This window comes from Pseudomonas defluvii (genome assembly GCF_001695625.1).
GTDB classification, from domain to species: domain Bacteria; phylum Pseudomonadota; class Gammaproteobacteria; order Pseudomonadales; family Pseudomonadaceae; genus Aquipseudomonas; species Aquipseudomonas defluvii.
Genome location: NZ_MBPN01000026.1, coordinates 18316 through 36999 on the forward strand (window position 1 = coordinate 18316; position 18684 = coordinate 36999).

The following is an 18684-nucleotide window of genomic DNA, read 5'->3' on the forward strand; positions in this document are numbered from 1 at the left end:
TCAAGGATTTGCGAGAGTCGCGATGAGTCAAGAAACGCCGTACATTTTCGACGCCAGCGCTGCCAACTTCGATCAGCTGGTGATCGCCAACTCCCATCACAAACCGGTGCTGGTGGATTTCTGGGCCGAATGGTGTGCGCCGTGCAAAGCGCTGATGCCGCTGCTTGCACAAATCACGGAGAGCTACCACGGCGAGCTGCTGCTGGCCAAGGTCAACTGTGACATCGAACAGGATATCGTTGCACGCTTCGGTATCCGCAGCCTGCCGACCGTAGTGCTGTTCAAGGATGGTCAACCGGTTGATGGCTTCGCGGGTGCCCAGCCCGAGTCGGCAATCCGAGCGCTGCTCGAGCCTCATGTTCAAATGCCGCCACCAGCCGCCGACCCTATGGTGCTGGCTCAGGCACTGTTTTCTGAAGGGCGCTTTGGTGAAGCCGAGACCACCCTCAAGGCACTGCTCACTGAAGACAACAGCAATGCCGGTGCACTGATTCTCTACGCCCGCTGCCTGGCAGAACGCGGTGAGCTGGGCGAAGCCCAGACCGTCCTCGATGCCGTGAAAAGCGATGAGCACAAGGCCGCACTGGCAGGCGCCAAAGCCCAGTTGACCTTCCTGCGGCAAGTGGTGGACTTGCCTGACGCCGCCACCCTCAAGACACGCCTGGCGCAGAATGCAGAGGATGATGAAGCGCTTTACCAGCTGGCGATTCACCAACTGTCACGCCAGCAATACGAAGCGGCGCTAGAGGCACTGCTGAAACTGTTCGTGCGCAACCGTGGCTATGACGGTGGCCTGCCGCACAAGACATTGCTGCAGGTGTTCGACCTGCTCGGCAATGATCACCCGCTGGTGGGTACCTATCGACGCAAACTGTTTGCAGCGCTGTACTAAGCAGCCTATCGCTGGCGCCTGCACACGCGGCAGGCGCCGGACGCTCATCCAAGCCAGCGATACACCGGCGCATCCGCCCCGCTTTCAACCTTCACCTGTGCACTGTGGCGCAAGCGCACCAGCAGTCGCTTGCCGGCCGCCGTACTGCCAGCAAGCGCAGCCAAGCCTTCCAACAACGCCGGCCCATTGAGCTGCCCGGCCTGACGCAACAAGGTCAGCGCCGCTTGCCACTGCACATCATCCGGACGCACGCTCGACACACTGGCTTCGGTAGGCGGAGTCGCGGGCAGAGCACGTTCCGGATGCCCACCCAACTGCGCCCACTCGGCCGGATCAAGTTCGAGTGTCAGGTCCACCGGCCAGTCACCAATATGTCCACGAATACGCACAGGCCTCTCCTTCAGATCATCCGATAGCCCATGCTCCCACGGCAACAGGCTGCCGCCAAGCACACTGGCAACCACTCGACAACTTGTTATAACATTGCGATTCAAGCCCCACCTCTACGGAGACCGTTCCATGCGCCGTCTGCTGCTCGCCTTGCCGTTTGCCCTGTTGCCACTCACGGCAGCACACGCCGAGAAAGACCATGATCATGCCCATGGCAGCCTTGACGCCCATGAGCATGGCGTGGCGCATCTCAATGTCGTGCTCGATGACAAGACACTTGAGCTGGAACTGGAAAGCCCAGCCATGAACCTCGTGGGCTTTGAGCATGCGGCCATCAGTGCGGCCGACAAGGCCAAGGTCGCGGCCGTCCGCAAACAACTGGAGCAGCCGCTGACGCTGTTTGGCTTGGCCAATGCGGCGCAGTGCACGGAAACCGACGAAGCCCTGGAAAGCCCATTGTTCGGTGATACCCCATCTGACGATGACGCCACCGATGATCACCACGCCGCCCACGAAGACGAACACAGCGAGATCCACGCCCATTACCAACTGACCTGTGAACAGCCAGGCAAACTGGCCAACCTGGATTTGGGCCCACTGTTCAAAACCTTCCCCGCCACTCAGAAAATTACGGTGCAGTTGATCGGCCCCAATGGCCAGAAAGGCCTGGAAGCAACCCCGAACAAGGCCATGGTTGCGTTCTGAATGCGCCAGCCACTGATCGAGTTGACAGACCTGGCGTTCGCCTGGCCGGGCCATCCACCCTTGCTGGATATCCCGGCCTTCCATTTGGATACGGGTGAATCGCTATTCCTCAAAGGCCCCAGTGGTAGCGGAAAAACCACCCTGCTCGGCCTGCTTGGTGGCGTGCAGCAACCTGACCACGGCAGCATTCGCCTGCTCGGTCAGACGCTGAGCACGCTCAAGCAAGGCGCTCGCGATCGCTTTCGCGTTGACCATACCGGCTACATCTTCCAGCAGTTCAACCTGCTGCCGTTTCTCTCGGTCCGCGAAAACGTCGAACTGCCCTGCCGCTTCTCCAAGGTTCGCGCAGCCAAGGCCTGTGAGCGCTACGGCAGCGTCGATCAGGCTGCCGCCAGCCTGCTGGCTCATCTGGGCCTGAAAGACCCCGCCTTGTTGATGCGTCGTGCCGACAGCCTATCGATTGGCCAGCAGCAACGCGTCGCCGCAGCCCGCGCATTGATTGGCCAACCTGAGCTGGTGATCGCCGACGAGCCAACCTCAGCCCTCGATGCTGACAGTCGTGAGGCGTTTATCCGCTTGCTGTTCGCAGAGTGCAGAGCGGCCGGCTCCAGTTTGCTGTTTGTCAGCCATGACCAGAGCCTGGCGCCCTTGTTCGACCGCCACCTGTCACTGTCAGAACTCAACCGCGCGGCCCGTCCGGCCAATGACCTGGAGGCCTGATGTACCTGCTACGCCTTGCACTGGCCAGCCTGGCCAATCGACGCTTCACTGCCTTCCTGACCGCCTTCGCCATTGCTTTGTCTGTATGCCTGCTGCTGGCAGTGGAACGCGTACGCACTGAAGCCCGCGCCAGCTTCGCCAGCACCATCAGTGGCACCGACCTGATCGTCGGCGCACGCTCCGGCTCGGTGAACCTGCTGCTGTATTCGGTGTTTCGCATTGGCAATGCCACCAACAACATTCGCTGGGACAGCTATGAGCATTACGCCAGTGACCCGCGGGTGAAATGGGCGATTCCGATTTCCTTGGGTGACTCGCACCGTGGCTACCGCGTGATGGGCACTTCCGAAGCCTACTTTGAGCACTACCAGTATGGCCACAAGCAATCCTTGCAACTGGCTCAAGGCCGCGCCTTTACCGATGACCCGTTTGAAGTGGTACTGGGCGCCGAAGTCGCGCAGGCCCTGCATTACACCCTGGGCGACAAGCTGGTACTGGCTCACGGCGTGGCGGCAATCAGCCTGGTCAAACATGACGACAAGCCGTTCACGGTAGTCGGTATTCTGCAGCGGACCGGCACACCGGTAGACCGCACACTGCACATCAGCCTGGGCGGCATGGAGGCGATCCACGTTGACTGGCACAACGGTGTTCCCGCACGCGGGGCCGGTCGTGTCAGCGCCGATCAGGCGCGCAACATGGACCTGACGCCCAGTGCCATTACCGCGTTCATGCTCGGCCTGAACAACAAAATCGCCACCTTTGCTCTGCAACGCGAGATCAGCGAGTACCGCAATGAACCACTGCAGGCCATTCTGCCAGGCGTCGCCCTGCAGGAACTGTGGAGCCTGATGAGCACTGCCGAGCAGGCGCTGTTCGTGGTATCCCTGTTTGTCGTGCTGACCGGCCTGATAGGCATGCTGACCGCCATTCTCACCAGCCTGAACGAACGACGCCGGGAAATGGCCATACTGCGCTCGGTGGGTGCCCGCCCTTGGCACATCGCCGGCCTGCTGGTACTGGAAGCCTTTGCGTTGTCGGTTGCAGGCATACTCGCAGGCCTGTCCCTGCTTTACCTGGGTATCGCCCTGGCCCAAGGGTATGTGCAAGCCAACTATGGCCTGTACCTGCCACTGGCCTGGCCCAGCAGCCACGAATGGACATTGCTGGCAATCATCCTGGGCGCCGCGCTATTGATGGGCAGCGTGCCCGCTTGGCGTGCCTATCGGCAGTCACTGGCGGACGGTCTGTCGATTCACTTATGAGACCAATACCCATGGCCCGCGCCTTGTTCTTGTTGCTACTGGTTGCCACACCGCTGTGGGCGGGCGAACCCCGCACCCTGGAATGGCCACAGCTGATCCCTCCTGGCGCACCGGTGATCGAGCCGCAGATGGCACCCTTGCATGACCTGTCACAACTGGGCAATGCGCTGGCGGCAGAGAGTGCCCCGGCAGCGCACCAGCAAGCACCGGATGCGCCGGTCGTCCAGGCGCTGGACGGTCAGCAGGTCAAGCTACCTGGCTACATCGTACCGCTGGAGGTCAACGAGGAGGGGCGTACGACTGAGTTCCTTCTGGTGCCTTACTACGGCGCGTGCATTCATGTGCCTCCGCCCCCGTCCAACCAGATCGTGCATGTGGTCAGTGAGCTCGGCATCAAGGTCGAGGAGCTTTACCAGCCGTACTGGATCGAAGGCCCGATGCGTGTCCAGTCGTCGAGCAGTGAGCTGGCTGAAGCGGGTTATCAGATGGACGCCGAGAAAATCTACGCCTATGAACTACAATAACAGCCGCTCTGGAGCGCTATCGCGGTTTCATTGAGCTGAGTCAAATTCTCCCCGCTGCTGGCTCTTTACCATTGGCACATTACATTCTAAATGTCCTTTGGGAGCTTCCATGAACAAGTCCTTGCTTGGCGCCTCGCTGATTGCCCTGGCGCTTACAGCCCCTGTTGCCCACGCCCACAAGGCGGGTGAGTTTATTATGCGTGCTGGCGCTATCACCACCGCTCCTAACGAAGACAGCGGCAACCTCAAGCTGGACGGCAACAAGGTTCCCGGCACCAAAGCGACGCTGGACAGCGATACCCAACTGGGCTTGACCTTCGCCTACATGCTGACCGACCACGTTGGCCTGGAACTGCTGGCAGCGACGCCATTCCAGCACACCGTTAGCGTCAAGGGCGCAGGCCTGGACGGCAAACTGGGCGACATCAAGCAACTGCCACCGACCCTGTCGCTGCAGTACTACCCGCTTGACGCGAGCTCCAAGTTCCAGCCGTATGCCGGTATCGGCCTGAACTACACCATGTTCTTCGATGAAGACCTGAGCAGCAACCGCAAGGCCCAGGGCTTCAGCAACCTGAAACTGAAGGACTCGGTGGGCCTGGCTGGCCAACTGGGCATGGACTACATGCTGACCGACAACTTCCTGGTCAACGCTGCGGTCTGGTATATCGACATCGACACCGAGGCCAGCATTGATGGCCCGAGCGCGCTGACCGTAGGCAAGACCAAGGTCGACGTGGATGTCGATCCATGGGTCTACATGGTCGGCGTCGGCTACAAGTTCTAAGGCTTGGCCTTAATCAAAAAACGGCGATTAAATCGCCGTTTTTTTGTTTCAGCGCCCCAGAAGCCGGGCAAGGCCTTCGGCCATTGGCGTAGGTTCGGGAAAGCGGAAGCGCTGCAGCAGACGGGTATTGTCTGCACGCGAATGGCGGATATCGCCAGAACGCGCAGGCCCATGAGTGATCGCAGGCAAGCTGCCGACCACCGTTTTCAGGGCAGCCAACAGTTGGTTCAACGAGGTGGCCTGATTCAAGCCGACGTTCACTGCACCCTCTTCCACCTGATCCAGCGTCAGCGCCTGCAGCATCACACTCACCAGATCACCGACATAGACGAAGTCGCGGGTCTGCTCGCCATCACCAAACACAGTAATGGGCTGCCCGCTGAGCGCCCGCTCGCTGAAGATGCTGATCACGCCCGAATACGGCGATGAAGGGTCCTGGCGCGGACCGAAAATATTGAAGAAGCGAAACACTACGGGCTCCAGGCCATGCTGACGGCGGTAGAAGTCCAGGTAGTGTTCACTGGCCAACTTATCCACAGCATAAGGCGTGAGGGGCGCCTTGGGCGTCTCCTCACTGATCGATTCGCCTTCACCGTTGTTGCCATACACGGCTGCACTGGAGGCAAAGAGCACCCGCCGAATGCCGGCCAGGCGCATGGCCTCGCACACATTCAGGGTGCCGATGAAATTGCTCTGGTGAGTTTTCACCGGGTCTTCGACCGACGCCTGGACCGAGGCCACCGCAGCCAGGTGAACCACCGCCTGGCACCCTGCCGCCGCCTGGGCGACCAGCGCCGCGTCAGCGACATCGCCTTCGATCAGTTGCAGCTTGGGGTGCTGCAACTGCAGGTTGCTGCGCTTGCCGGTGGACAGGTCATCCAGTACCCGCACCGCGTAGCCGTTTGCCAACAGCGCGTCGCTCAAGTGAGAGCCGATGAAGCCTGCGCCGCCGGTAATCAGAATAGGTGCATCAGCCATGTCGGTAGAATCGATCCAGTAGTGTCGGCAGGCCAGCACGCCAGGCGCGCGGCTTGATACCGAAGGTGTGCAGAATTTTCTTGCAGGCCAGTACCGCGTGCTGTGGCTCTTCAGCCGCATCCGGGCGTGCCGCGTGCGCCTGTGCAGTCGGTGCTTCGACAGCAAGCTTGTGAAGCTGCGAGGCCTCACTGAGGATCGCCTGGCCTAGCGCGAGCGGCGTAGTCGCCTCATTGCCCGCGTAATGGTAAGTGCCCCACAGTGGGGCCGCGCAATCCAGCTGCTTGAGCACGGAGAGAATGACCCGTGCGGCATCATCGACCGGCGTCGGGTTTCCACGCCGGTCGTCCGCCAGCAGTAACTCCTGAGCCTGTTCGGCGCGCGTCAGGAAGCGCCCAAGAACGCCGTCCAGGCTTTCGTCGAGCAACCAGCCAAAGCGCAGCAGTACATGCTGCGGGCAGGTGGCGCGGACGCTCTGCTCGATCCGCCAGAGCGCTTGCCCGCGCAGGCCCAACGGCACTGGCTCGTCCTTCTCACTGTAGGCCGTGGCCCGAGAGCCATCGAACACGCGATAGCTGGAAGGCTGTACCAGGATAATGCCGTGGTGCTGGCACAGCTCAGCCAGACGCTCTACCGAGCGCTCCTGCTGTGCCAGTCGTTGCTCGCTGACCGACTCGGCCTGAAACCAGTCGAAATAATAAGCCAGATTCACCAACGCATCGGGGCGGGTGTCATCCAGTAACTGGGTCAGGCTGGCAGCGTCCCACCCCTTATCCGGCGGACGCGGCGCCAGAAAGCCGATGTCTTCCTCGGCTCCAAGGCGAATCAGCGCTTGCCCGAGGGCACTTCCACCACCCAACAGCATCAGGCGCATTCGCATAGAGTCAGCAGGTCCGGTCAGAAATAGGGGAAAGCGGATATTTTGCGGCTTCCTGCGGGGGATGTCCAACCTGCGGGTTGGCGGAAGGCAGCGGGAGTCGAACCTGCCCGGGAACGGCTGCCGTCCCCAACCGGGTTTGAAGCCCGGCCGCGCCACCGGGCGCGATTGCCTTCCTTGTCATACGTCGCGGGGTACGTGGGCCAGCGCATTGTCCTGCCGTATGCGACGCTGGTCGCCGAGACGGCGGGTCAAGCCGACACGGTCGAAATACTCGAGAATCTGAATACTGCGTTTACGGCCGATCCCCAGCACATCGCGAAAACGCACCACCTGCACACTCAGGTCCTCGGTAGCCACCTGCATGAGCATAGCCGCCATTTGTCGCACTGTGGCGTCCGGGTAAAACAGGTCGCGCACCACCTGATGAACCTGCCCCAAGCGCGCCATCTTGCGTAACAGCAGCCGTACCGCGGCCTCCTCGCTGTGGGTTGCACGGGCCAGGTCACGCACCCAAGGCGGGTCGAAACCGGACGCCTGCACGTACGGCTGCAACTGCTCCCACAACGCCATGTCCGCGTCGCTCAGACGCGCCTGGTGTTCCGGCAGGTGCAACCAAGGCCCACTGCTGGCAAGTAACCCGGCGGCCAGCAGTTCCTCAATCAAGCTGATGAACACCGGGCGCTCCAACGGCAACGCCACGAAACGTCGCAAGCGGTCACGGTCAGGGCCTAGTTGATCCGGCTCCAGCGTATGAAACCGGGCCAATTGCACCAGCACCTCCTGCTTGAGCGCCTGCCAATGGGCTGTCGCGAACAACCGTGCGCCCTGGCGCGTGGCAACAACACTGACGTCCTCAGGTAAACGCCAACTGCTGCGCAGGCGATTGAACTGACGCTCCAGTTGTTGCGGGTCAAGCCCGGTCGCACCCTGCGCAAGCAGGGCCGGCAGCGCCTGCTCCAGGCTCTCGGCCTCGGCCAGCGCGTGCAACTGCGCCAGCCGCGCCGGGCTGCGACGCTGCCTGGCCGGGGCAAAGGGGTCCAGCACCTTACCGCCACCTAGGGTGCGCTGAGCGCGCTGGTCGCGCAGCACAAGGTGATCGCCATGCACGGCGTGCAATGGGGCGTTGAGCAGCAGTTGCGCGAACATGCGCCCACTAGGCGCCAGGTATTCCCCCTGCAACAGAGCGACCCTGGCAGTAACATCCTGGGTGCCAAGGTGCACATGCACCGAACTGAAATGCTCAAACTGGCGTGTTTCGCTGCCCAGCAACTGCAACTCGATATCCACACGCTGAGTCGTGGCATACAACCACTCGGCCAGTAGCCAATTACCTCGGTGAATCTGCTCGACCCCCAGGCGCTCGGCACTGATGTTCAAGGCCACCCGCTGCCCGGCCCATGCTTCGACTGCGGCCTGGTTCTGGGCATGCAGGCCACGCACGCGCACCGGTTTGCCGGCCCTGCCCAACAGCAACGTGTCACCCACCTGCACATGTCCGGCCAATGCCGTGCCGGTCACCACAATACCTGCGCCAGCGACGCTGAATGCGCGGTCGATGGCCAGGCGAAAACCTCCTGCACTGCTGCGCCGTTGAACGTCACGCTGCGCGTTCAACAGCGCCTGACGCAGTGCTTCGATACCGCTACCAGACACACTCGACACCACGAATTGAGCTGCGCCCGCATAAGGCCCTGGCGCCAGCAAGGTGCGCACCTCGCGCTGCACCTCCTGCACCCTGGCAGGCTCGACGCGGTCACACTTGCTGATGACCACCAGCGCCCTGGGGATACCCAGCAGCTCGACAATCGCCAGATGCTCACGGGTCTGCGGCATCACCCCGTCGTCGGCCGCTACGACCAACAACACAAGGTCAATGCCGTGCGCCCCGGCGAGCATATTGTGGATAAACCGCTCATGCCCAGGTACATCAATAAAACCGGTCTGTTCGGCCCCCGCCTGCAACGACGCATAGCGATACCCCAGGTCGATGGTGATACCGCGTTCGCGCTCCTCCCGGCGACGATCACCTGCCTGCCCGGTCAATGCTTCCAGCAGCGCAGTCTTGCCATGATCGATATGCCCGGCCGTTCCGACAATCACCTTGCCATCGCTCCCGGCCGCAGTTGCGGCAACTGCTCAAGCCAGCCTGCTTCGTCATCCAACTGGCGCAGGTCCATCCACAGCGCATCGTCATCAATGCGCCCAAGCACGGGTATCGGCAAGGCGCGCAAGGCCGCCTCCAGCGCGAGCAAGTGACGCCCGCGCAAACGCTTGGACGCTTGTGCGCGCACACACAGGGCGGCGCTGGGCAAGCGGGCCACAGGCTGACTGCCGCTGCCAATCATGCCGAGTGCGGGCTCCACACTGACCGTCCACAACTCACCCAGCGCGTGCGCCAGCACCGGTGCCAGACGCTCGGCTTGCGCCAGAATGTCGGCCTGAGGGCGGGTCAGCAGGCGAAGGCTGGGCAAGCGCTCAGCCAGGCGCTCAGGGTTGCGGTACAAGCCCAGCACAGCTTCCAGTGCAGCGAGAGTCAACTTATCCACACGCAGGGCACGCTTGAGCGGGTTTTTCTTGATCCGTGCAATCAACGCCTTGCGGCCTACGATCAAGCCCGCCTGAGGCCCACCCAGCAGTTTGTCGCCGCTGAAGGTGACGATATCGGCCCCGTCAACCAAGGCCTGGCGAACCGTCGGCTCGGCGGGCAGCCCCCAGCGCGTCAGGTCCAGAAGGCTTCCACTGCCCAGGTCCTCCAACAGCGGCAGACCATGCCGGTGGGCCAGTTCCGCCAGCGCTTGGGTCGGTACCTGATGGGTGAACCCCTGGATGCTGTAATTACTGCAATGCACGCGCATCAACAGGCCGCTGCGCGGGCCGATGGCGGCTTCATAGTCACGCGTATGCGTGCGGTTGGTTGTGCCCACTTCATGCAGTTTTACGCCAGCACGCGCCATGATGTCGGGTATCCGAAAGGCGCCACCGATCTCGATCAACTCACCGCGTGAGATGATCCCCTCCTTGCGCGCCCCCAGACTGTTGAGTGCCAGCAACACCGCTGCTGCATTGTTGTTCACCACCGTGACGGCTTCAGCACCAGTCAGCTCAAGGATCAGGTCCTCGATCAAGTCATCGCGGTCGCCGCGCTTGCCGCTCTCCAGGTCAAACTCCAGGTTCAGTGGATAGCGCGCAGCCTGCTGCACTGCATGAATGGCTTCTTCCGGCAGCAGTGCTCGCCCCAGGTTGGTGTGCAACACCGTACCGGTCAGGTTGAACACCCGACGTACCTGGCTTTGATGCTGCACCGCCAAACGCTCACCCACCCTGCCAGCCAGCACCTCGGGTATCAGCTCAATGGCCTCCAACTGCCCCAGCCGAGCGGGTTCTCGCAGGTCATCGAGTACGTGCCGTAGAACACTGAGTAACGCCTCGCGCCCATAGCGCTCCGCCAACGGCTGGCAGGCCGGGCTACGCAACAGGCTATCGACGGAAGGAAGGCGCGCGGGCAGCGGGGCTAAACTGGAAGGCATCAAAGACTCTCCGGTCATCGCGCTCTCGACGAACGGCAGCGGTCGACTCTGCCGACGAAGGGAGCCGGGAACCCTGAGTGTAGCCGCTGGGCTCAGTCCCCTCCTGGCGCCAGCAGCAGGTTCGGTGCCAGGCGCTGATACCCCTCCTGATCCAGACGCAAATCAAGGGCCAGGCTGGCCAGGTCGGCACTCAAGGCTTCCGCTTCAGCGTCATGCTCCAGATAGACCAGTTTCAAATAACTGTTACACCCCGCGCAGCACTCGGCACGCAGCGGTGCCTGGCCGGCAGGGTGGCGGTCATCCTCGAAACTGTAGTAACGCAGCCCCTTGCTCTGTTCGCAGTAGATGCATTTTACCCGTACCACATGCCACTCGCAGGCACACAAGGAACAGACCAGATAACGCAACCCATTGAATTTGCCCCGGTGGCGAATCACCCCGGCCATGGCCGGCGAGCCACAGGCCGGGCATTGCCTGAGGTTATCACCGGGCCCGAGTAGATCTTCCGGCAAACTCAATAACCAGTGGCTCCAGGCCACTTGCAGCGCAGCACCGAGAAAGGGCACCAAGGCCGCCGGCAGCCCAGCGTACTGCCCGCCGAGCAAGGCCAATGCCCACACCTTGCGCTGCCCGGGGCTGGCAGCGCGCAACTGTGCCAGTGCCGCACGCACAGGTTCCGAAGAGGCCTGATACTGCTGCAGCAATGCCTCCAGGTACGGCTGCCAATCGGCTTCGCGCACCAGGCTGTCTGCGGCTAGAGGTGGTAGACCGTGCTCAAGACACAGGCGGATGCGCTCAGGGTCTGGCGCGCAGATGCCCGGAGGCTGATCCAGCAAGCCTTGCTGGAGCTGACAAAGGCTGGCAGCAAAGCGCAGATAATCAGCCAGAGGATGCCCTGCAGCCATGTGCTCAAGACGCACACGGCGCAGGTCAAACAGGTTCGCAGGAGGCAAATGGATGAACGGCGGGGCACTCGCTGCCGCCTCGATATGGCCCGGTTCAAGTATCCTGCTCAAGCCGTCACCCCTTCTTGCCGATGTGGCTGTCCGACCGATCTTCACCGGTCACGTCCCGAAACCATAGCCCATGGTGCTTTTTCGCCCAGGCACGGCTCACCCAACCATGCACCATGGCACCGTTCGAGCCCTTGATCCAGATACCGGCATAGATATGCACGATGATGCTCAATACCAGCACGAATGCAGCCAATGCATGCAGCAGTGTCGCCAGACGAATACTGCCAATGCCGAAATACTGGCTGAAGTAGGCGCGCCAAATCACCACACCGCTGAGCAGCAACACCAGCATGCAAAGCAGCAACGTCCAGAACAGTAGCTTCTGCCCGGCGTTGTACTTACCCACAGGCGGCACGCCCTGCTCTTCATTGCGCATCACCCGGTCGACCCGCCGGAGCCAGAGTCGATCATTCGCCGTGAGCATGTTCGCCCGCCAGAAACGTATTACCAGACCCAGGAACAACACAAACATCAGCACCCCCATAAAAGGGTGCAATATCCGCGTCCAGGGCCCGCCACCAAACAGATGGCTGAGCCAGAACAATGCAGGATGAAACAGCGCCAGCCCGGACAACGCCGCCATGAAGAACAGAATGGCCACCGCCCAGTGGTTGCTGCGCTCATTCGCGGTGTAACGCAGGATCGGTTTGTCTTTCATGGCCGATCCTCCCCTTGTGCCCCGGGCTTGTTCGGGTCGAAGACATGCACTGCCGGGTCAACCTCATGCACGCTGGGGTCCTTGCCAGCCGGATGCTCATCGTCCTCGATCCGCTGCGGGCCAATACGCACATAGTGGAAGAACCCCGCCAACACTGCCGCGCCCATGGCCAGCAACGCCAACGGCTTGCTGATGCCCTTCCACAAGCCAACCAAGGGGCTGATCACCGGTTGATTCGGCAGGCCAGCGTAGAGCTGAGGCTGATCGGCATGGTGCAGCACGTACATCACATGAGTACCACCAACACCGTCCGGATCGTACAAGCCAGCCTGTTCGAAACCGCGCGACTTGAGATCGACGATGCGTTCGGCAGCATGCTCCTTCATGTCCGCCTTGCTACCAAAGACAATCGCACCGGTTGGGCAGGTTTTGACGCAAGCCGGCTCCAGCCCGACGGCGACCCGATCCGAACACAGGGTGCACTTGTAGGCCTTGTGGTCCTTCTGTGAGATCCGCGGAATATTGAACGGGCAGCCCGTGATGCAGTAACCACAGCCGATACAGTGATCCTGATTGAAGTCGACGATGCCATTGGCGTGCTGGATGATCGCCCCCGGGCTAGGACAGGCCTTCAGGCAACCCGGATCGGCGCAGTGCATGCAACCGTCCTTGCGAATCAACCACTCCAGGTTACCCACCGTATTCTCATGTTCCGTGAAACGCATCAGGGTCCAGGTTTCGGCGCTCAGGTCCTGAGGATTGTCATAGGTGCCGAGGCTATGCCCAACGTCGTCACGCAACTCGTTCCATTCCGAGCACGCCACCTGGCAAGCCTTGCAGCCGATGCACTTGGACGTGTCGATCAGCTTCGCCACCTCCTCTTGCTGGCGCACCGAAGGCGGTAAGGTGGTGGTGGCTGAACGGGCAATAATGTCTTGGCTGGCCATCAGATTTTCTCCAGGTTGACCAGGAACGACTTGGATTCCGGGGTCTGGGTATTACCGTCACCTAGGTACGGCACCAAGGTATTGGTCAGGTAGCCGTGACGGGTGGCGCCGGTGAAGCCCCAGTGCAAGGGAATGCCGATTTGATGCACGGTCTGGTTGTTGACCTGCAGTGGACGGATCCGCTTGGTCACTACGGCCACCGCCTCGATATGCCCTCGCTTGCAGGTCACCCGAACCCGATCCCCTGCGACAATGCCCTTCTCCTTGGCCAGTGCTTCGCCAATTTCAACGAACTGCTCTGGCTGCGTCACGGCGTTGATCGGGCAATGTTTGGTCCAGAAATGGAAGTGCTCGGTCAATCGGTAGCTGGTGGCGGCATAGGGGAAGTCCTTGGCCTGCCCCAGCGAGTCCCAGACCGAATCGAACACGCGTCCGGCCGGGTTGCTGGTCGCCTGCTTGTTGCCCGGGTGCAGCGGGTTGATGCCAATTGGCGTCTCGAACGGTTCGTAGTGCTCGGGGAACGGGCCTTCGGCCATCTTGTCCAGCGCGAAGAAGCGCGCTACCCCTTCGGGGTTCATGATGAACGGGTTCATCCCCGCCTCTGGAGCGACATCCGCTTTGTAGTCCGGCACGTCGGTACCGCCCCAGGTCTTGCCGTTCCACCAGACCAGTCGCTTGTTCGGTGCCCAGGGCTTGCCTTGCAGATCAGCCGAGGCGCGGTTGTACAGAATCCTTCGGTTCATCGGCCAGGCCCATGCCCACCCCAGGTTCTGCTTCATGCCATAGGGATCGCTATTGTCACGCCGGGCCATCTGGTTGCCTTGCTCGGTCCAGCTGCCGCAGAAGATCCAGCAGCCCGAGGCGGTGCTACCGTCGTCCCTGAGCTGGGAGAACCCAGACAGTTGTTGCCCCGCCTTGAACGTCATACCACTGGCGTCGGTGAAGTCGGCGGTGACATAGCCGTTGACCTCCTTGGCGATTTCTTCCGGCGACGGCTCATCCGCTACCTTGTAAGGCCAGTTGAGCTTGAGTATCGGCTCTGCCCAGGCTCCGCCCTCGCGCTGGTAGCGCTCGCGCAAACGCAGGAACAGTTCGCTCATGATCTTCACGTCGGTGCGTGACTGACCCGGGCCTTCGGCCCCCTTCCAGTGCCATTGCAGCCAGCGGCTGCTGTTGACCAACGAGCCGTCCTCCTCGGCAAAGCAGGTGGTCGGCAGGCGGATGACCTCGGTCTGGATATTGGCGGTTTCAACGTCGTTGTACGGCCCCACATTGCGCCAGAACTCAGATGTCTCGGTGGCCAACGGGTCCATTACCACCAGCCATTTGAGCTTGGCCAGCGACGCCATTACACGGTTCTTGTCCGGCAGCGCAGCAATCGGGTTGAAGCCCTGGCAGAAATAGCCATTGACCTGCCCCTTGGCCATCATGTCGAACATCTTCAGTACGTCGTAGCCGGGAACATCCAGCTTGGGCAGCCAGTCATAACCCCAGTGGTTTTCCGCTGTCGCATTGGCTCCGTACCAAGCTTTCATCAAGCTGACATGGAACTTGCCGTAGTTCTGCCAATAAGACATCTGCCCGGGACGCAAAGGCTTGAGCGCTCGCTTGGCGATGTAGGCGTCGTAATCCTGCTCGGCATCGGACGGCAGGGTCAGGTAGCCGGGCAACAGATTGGACAACAGGCCCAGGTCTGTCAGCCCCTGGATATTGGAATGCCCACGCAAGGCGTTGACACCGCCGCCAGGCATGCCGACGTTACCCAACAGCAACTGCACCATGGCCGCACTGCGAATGATCTGCGAGCCAATCGAGTGCTGTGTCCAGCCCAGGGCATAGAGGATCGTCATGGTTTTGCCCGGCTGCGAGCAGGTGGCGATCTCTTCCCAGATCTTGCGCATGCTGTCTTCCGGCATGCCGCAAATCTGGCTAGCCAAGGCCGGGGTATAACGGCTGTAGTGCTGCTTCATCAATTGGTAGACACAACGTGGGTTCTGCAGCGTTGGGTCGACCTTGGCAAAGCCATCCTCACCGATCTCATAGCCCCAGCCGGACTTGTCGGTATAAGTGCGTTTGGCTGCGTCGTAACCTGAAAACAGCCCGTCCTCGAAAGCGAAGCCGGCTTTTACGATGAACGAAACATCGGTGTAGTTACGCACGTACTCGTGCTGAATCTTGTCCTCAGTCAACAGGTAATTGATCAACCCGCCCATGAAGGCAATATCACTGCCCGTGCGAATTGGAGCATAGTAATCCGCTACTGAGGCAGTACGGGTGAACCGTGGATCGACCACGATCAAACGAGCCTGGTTGTGCGCCTTGGCTTCGGTCACCCACTTGAAGCCACAAGGGTGGGCTTCAGCAGTATTACCGCCCATCACCAGAATCAGATTCGCGTTGGCGATATCGGTCCAGTGGTTGGTCATGGCTCCACGGCCATACGTCGGGGCAAGACTTGCCACCGTCGGGCCATGTCAGACACGTGCCTGGTTATCGAACCCCAGCATGCCGAAACTGCGAACGACCTTATGGGTCATGTAACCGGCTTCGTTGGACGAAGCGGACGCGGCGAGGAAACCCACCGTCAGCCAGCGGTTGACCGTCTGCCCCTGCGCATTCTTCTGCACAAAGTTGGCGTCACGGTCGGCCTTCATCAGGTCGGTAATGCGATCCAGTGCATCATCCCAGGAGATTCGCGTCCACTCACTGCTGCCCGGCTTGCGCACCTGTGGGTACTGCAACCGGCTAGGGCTGTGGATAAAGTCGAGCAAGCCCGCGCCTTTGGGGCACAACGTGCCGCGATTGACCGGGTGATCGGCGTCGCCTTCGATATGGATGATGTTCTGCGCGACATTCTTGGCTGCATCGCCCTGGCTGTACATGATCAGGCCGCAGCCGACAGAACAGTAAGGGCAAGTGTTGCGGGTCTCGTGGGCGTGGGCCAGCTTGAAGTGGCGCACCTGCTCGGCGAAGGCCGGGGTCGGGGCCATTCCCAGCGCAGCCAGGCTTGAGCCTCCAAGGCCAATAGCGGCGACCTTGAAGAACTGACGACGGTTGAGGTCCATCGTGCACTCCTGATCAGGTTTGGGACGCCTGGAGAAATGCCAGGCATCTCTTGAGCGATCACAGTGGCGACGTTATGGCCATCGCCAGTTGATACTTTAGTCAAGATTGCCCACAGCGTAGTGAAACCGGATCGTCGGTGCCGATCCTAAGCAGACGAACGCCCGAATGAGCATCTCTCAGTTCTTTGGCGAACCATTGAACATCCCTGTGCTTTTTGAAAAAGCCGTCCTTCGTGTAAAGCGCATTGCTCGCCTTCACAGACAAAAAAGCCCTGATCTCCTCATGAAGATCAGGGCTTTTCCATTTTAAAACGTACTGCTTGGCCTATAAGGCGCCGGACCACACCACGCCTTGTGAAGCCATTGCATTCAACGTCTATCCATTAGAACGGAATATCATCATCAAAGCTGTCGAAGTCCGGAGCCGGCTGTGGTGCTGGCTGCTGCGGAGCTGGACGCTGTGGTGCCTGCTGTGGGCGTGGCGCCTGCTGACGCGGGGCCTGGTTGTAGTTGTTACCACCACCCTGCGGAGCACCGTCCTGGTTCTGCGGACGACCGCCGAGCAGCTGCATGGTGCCCTGCATGTCGACGATGATCTCGGTGGTGTAACGCTTGATGCCGTCTTTTTCCCACTCGCGGGTTTGCAGCTTGCCCTCGATGTAGACCTGGGAACCCTTACGCAGGTATTCGCCAGCGATCTCGGCAACCTTGCCGAACATCGATACGCGGTGCCACTCGGTGCGCTCGACCTTCTGACCGGTTTGCTTGTCGGTCCACTGCTCGCTGGTCGCCAGGCTCAGGTTGGTCACGGCGTTACCGTTGGGCAGGTAGCGGACTTCGGGATCCTGGCCGCAAGTACCGACCAATATGACTTTGTTAACCCCACGGGCCATAACGTTCTCCTAGGCTTCGCACGCCGCGGATGCCGGATTGACCAGGCGCTCCAGGGTCGAACGATCCAAAATTTTCGTATCCAGTTTGATATAGATGGCGGCTTCATCTGCCACCACCACTGCGTCGGTCACACCCGGGACGGCCATAAGCCGCTCGGTCAGCCCCGCTTCACGGACGGCCTCGGCCGACAGCGGCATGCGCAGGCTGGTCACGTACGGCGGCTCACGCATGCCTACCGCAACCACCCACCACAGGGCACAGAGCAACGCACATCCGAGGAAGACCATGCTCAAGCCACCGTGCTGGAACAACCAGCCACCGATAATTCCCCCTAGCGCGGCACCCAGGAACTGACTGGTGGAGTAAACCCCCATTGCAGTTCCCTTGCCACCGGCAGGCGACACCTTGCTTACCAGCGAAGGCAACGACGCCTCCAACAGGTTGAAGGCGGTGAAGAATATCACGGTGCCGATCACCAGTTCTTGCAAGTTGTCTGCCGATACCCAGAAGAATAGTTCAGTGAGCATCAATACACTCACAGCCCCGAGCAACACACGCTTCATCTTGCGCTTTTTTTCGCCGTAGATGATGAACGGAATCATTGCGAAGAATGAAATGAGCAGGGCCGTCAGGTACACCCACCAGTGCTCCTCCTTCGGCAAGCCGCCACGCTCGACGAGCGCCAATGGCAAGGCCACGAAACTGGCCATCAGGATGGCGTGCAGAACAAAGATACCGACATCCAGACGCAACAGATCAGGGTGCCGCAAGGTCGGGCCAAGGGCCTGTTTCGCCACACCCGACTCACGGTGCTGCAAGGCGCCGTGGGAGGCTGGAACGACGAACGCGATCAGCGCGATGCCGACAAGCGCCATCGCCGCTGTGGCCAGAAACAACCCCGACAAGCCAAAGGCCCGCGTCAGCAGGGGCCCTACCACCATGGCCACCGCAAAGGACAAACCGATACTCATGCCAATCATGGCCATGGCCTTGGTTCGATGTTGCTCGCGGGTCAAATCCGACAGCAGCGCCATGACTGCCGCCGAAATAGCACCGGCGCCTTGCAGTACGCGCCCGGCAATCACGCCCCAAATGCTGTCGGCGTTGGCCGCCAACACACTCCCCAGGGCAAAGATGACCAGGCCCAGATAAATAACCGGACGCCGACCAATCCGATCGGAAATGATCCCGAACGGGATCTGCAGGAATGCCTGGGTCAGGCCATAGGCACCAATGGCCAGGCCAATCAGTGCCGGCGTGGCGCCGGCCAGGTCCATGCCATAGGTCGCCAGAACCGGCAACACCATGAACATGCCTAGCATACGGAATGCGAACACCAGTGCCAGGCCGCTTGCGGCGCGAGTCTCGCTACCACTCATGCGTTCGCTGTGGGGATCGTGCATGGATAAACCTCGTGTGAACCGGCGGCGATTCTACCA

17 protein-coding genes and 1 tRNA gene are annotated in these 18684 nt (G+C 61.0%); 6 read left to right on the forward strand and 12 right to left on the reverse strand.

Translation table 11 applies throughout. The features are described 5' to 3' along the window. The first annotated feature begins 22 nt into the window (after positions 1–22). The gene (trxA, locus tag EKA13_RS09645; RefSeq protein ID WP_065759174.1) at positions 23–892 is read left to right on the forward strand and encodes a thioredoxin; all 870 of its coding nucleotides are present in this window, start codon (positions 23–25) and stop codon (positions 890–892) included. Between the two features lie 44 nt (positions 893–936). Here trxA and EKA13_RS09650 read toward each other — a convergent pair whose 3' ends face one another. After that, entirely contained in the window at positions 937–1281 is a 345-nt protein-coding gene (locus EKA13_RS09650; RefSeq protein WP_065759175.1) for a hypothetical protein, read from the reverse strand. A 130-nt stretch (positions 1282–1411) separates the two neighbouring features. Between EKA13_RS09650 and EKA13_RS09655 the strand changes: the two genes are divergently transcribed. From EKA13_RS09655 to EKA13_RS09675, 5 genes are all read left to right on the forward strand, one after another. Next, on the forward strand, positions 1412–1987 hold the full coding sequence (locus tag EKA13_RS09655; RefSeq protein WP_065759176.1) for a DUF2796 domain-containing protein: 576 nt from the start codon (positions 1412–1414) through the stop codon (positions 1985–1987). After that, positions 1988–2707 (forward strand): ABC transporter ATP-binding protein, encoded by a 720-nt coding sequence (locus tag EKA13_RS09660; RefSeq protein WP_065759177.1) that lies wholly within the window; start codon positions 1988–1990, stop codon positions 2705–2707. It begins immediately after the preceding gene. Next, positions 2707–3972 carry an ABC transporter permease gene (locus EKA13_RS09665; protein ID WP_065759178.1) on the forward strand — a complete coding sequence of 422 codons (1266 nt, stop codon included), beginning with the start codon at positions 2707–2709 and terminating at the stop codon, positions 3970–3972. The genes EKA13_RS09660 and EKA13_RS09665 overlap by 1 nt, the downstream gene beginning before the upstream one ends. An 11-nt stretch (positions 3973–3983) precedes the next feature. Next, positions 3984–4496, forward strand: a complete 513-nt coding sequence (locus EKA13_RS09670; protein WP_065759179.1) for a DUF3299 domain-containing protein — start codon at positions 3984–3986, stop codon at positions 4494–4496. 109 nt (positions 4497–4605) lie between these two features. Continuing rightward, a complete protein-coding gene (locus EKA13_RS09675; RefSeq protein ID WP_065759180.1) occupies positions 4606–5283 on the forward strand; it encodes an OmpW/AlkL family protein in 678 nt (225 codons plus the stop codon). A gap of 48 nt (positions 5284–5331) precedes the next feature. On the opposite strand, the gene EKA13_RS09680 is transcribed toward EKA13_RS09675, so the two are convergent. The 11 genes from EKA13_RS09680 to EKA13_RS09735 all read right to left on the reverse strand — a co-directional run bounded on the left by EKA13_RS09680 (position 5332) and on the right by EKA13_RS09735 (position 18648). Continuing rightward, positions 5332–6261 (reverse strand): NAD-dependent epimerase/dehydratase family protein, encoded by a 930-nt coding sequence (locus tag EKA13_RS09680; protein WP_065759181.1) that lies wholly within the window; start codon positions 6259–6261, stop codon positions 5332–5334. Next, positions 6254–7138 carry a sugar nucleotide-binding protein gene (locus tag EKA13_RS09685; protein WP_065759182.1) on the reverse strand — a complete coding sequence of 295 codons (885 nt, stop codon included), beginning with the start codon at positions 7136–7138 and terminating at the stop codon, positions 6254–6256. Before EKA13_RS09685 ends, EKA13_RS09680 begins: the two co-directional genes overlap by 8 nt. A 78-nt stretch (positions 7139–7216) precedes the next feature. Next, positions 7217–7312: transfer RNA gene (locus tag EKA13_RS09690), tRNA-Sec, on the reverse strand. 3 nt (positions 7313–7315) lie between these two features. Further along, positions 7316–9238 carry a selenocysteine-specific translation elongation factor gene (gene selB, locus EKA13_RS09695; protein WP_065759183.1) on the reverse strand — a complete coding sequence of 641 codons (1923 nt, stop codon included), beginning with the start codon at positions 9236–9238 and terminating at the stop codon, positions 7316–7318. Then, on the reverse strand, positions 9235–10665 hold the full coding sequence (selA, locus tag EKA13_RS09700; RefSeq protein WP_065759184.1) for an L-seryl-tRNA(Sec) selenium transferase: 1431 nt from the start codon (positions 10663–10665) through the stop codon (positions 9235–9237). The genes selB and selA overlap by 4 nt, the downstream gene beginning before the upstream one ends. Before the next feature lie 92 nt (positions 10666–10757). Further along, entirely contained in the window at positions 10758–11681 is a 924-nt protein-coding gene (gene fdhE / locus EKA13_RS09705; protein ID WP_065759185.1) for a formate dehydrogenase accessory protein FdhE, read from the reverse strand. 4 nt (positions 11682–11685) lie between these two features. Further along, positions 11686–12339, reverse strand: coding sequence for a formate dehydrogenase subunit gamma (locus EKA13_RS09710; protein WP_065759186.1), 654 nt, complete (start codon positions 12337–12339; stop codon positions 11686–11688). Next, positions 12336–13286 (reverse strand): formate dehydrogenase subunit beta, encoded by a 951-nt coding sequence (fdxH, locus tag EKA13_RS09715; RefSeq protein WP_065759187.1) that lies wholly within the window; start codon positions 13284–13286, stop codon positions 12336–12338. Before fdxH ends, EKA13_RS09710 begins: the two co-directional genes overlap by 4 nt. Beyond that, positions 13286–16351 carry a formate dehydrogenase-N subunit alpha gene (gene fdnG / locus EKA13_RS09720; RefSeq protein WP_141685663.1) on the reverse strand — a complete coding sequence of 1022 codons (3066 nt, stop codon included), beginning with the start codon at positions 16349–16351 and terminating at the stop codon, positions 13286–13288. The genes fdxH and fdnG overlap by 1 nt, the downstream gene beginning before the upstream one ends. 383 nt (positions 16352–16734) lie before the next feature. Beyond that, the gene (locus EKA13_RS09730; protein ID WP_065759190.1) at positions 16735–17244 is read right to left on the reverse strand and encodes a single-stranded DNA-binding protein; all 510 of its coding nucleotides are present in this window, start codon (positions 17242–17244) and stop codon (positions 16735–16737) included. A 9-nt stretch (positions 17245–17253) separates the two neighbouring features. Further along, positions 17254–18648 carry an MFS transporter gene (locus EKA13_RS09735; RefSeq protein ID WP_065759191.1) on the reverse strand — a complete coding sequence of 465 codons (1395 nt, stop codon included), beginning with the start codon at positions 18646–18648 and terminating at the stop codon, positions 17254–17256. Positions 18649–18684: the final 36 nt, after the last annotated feature.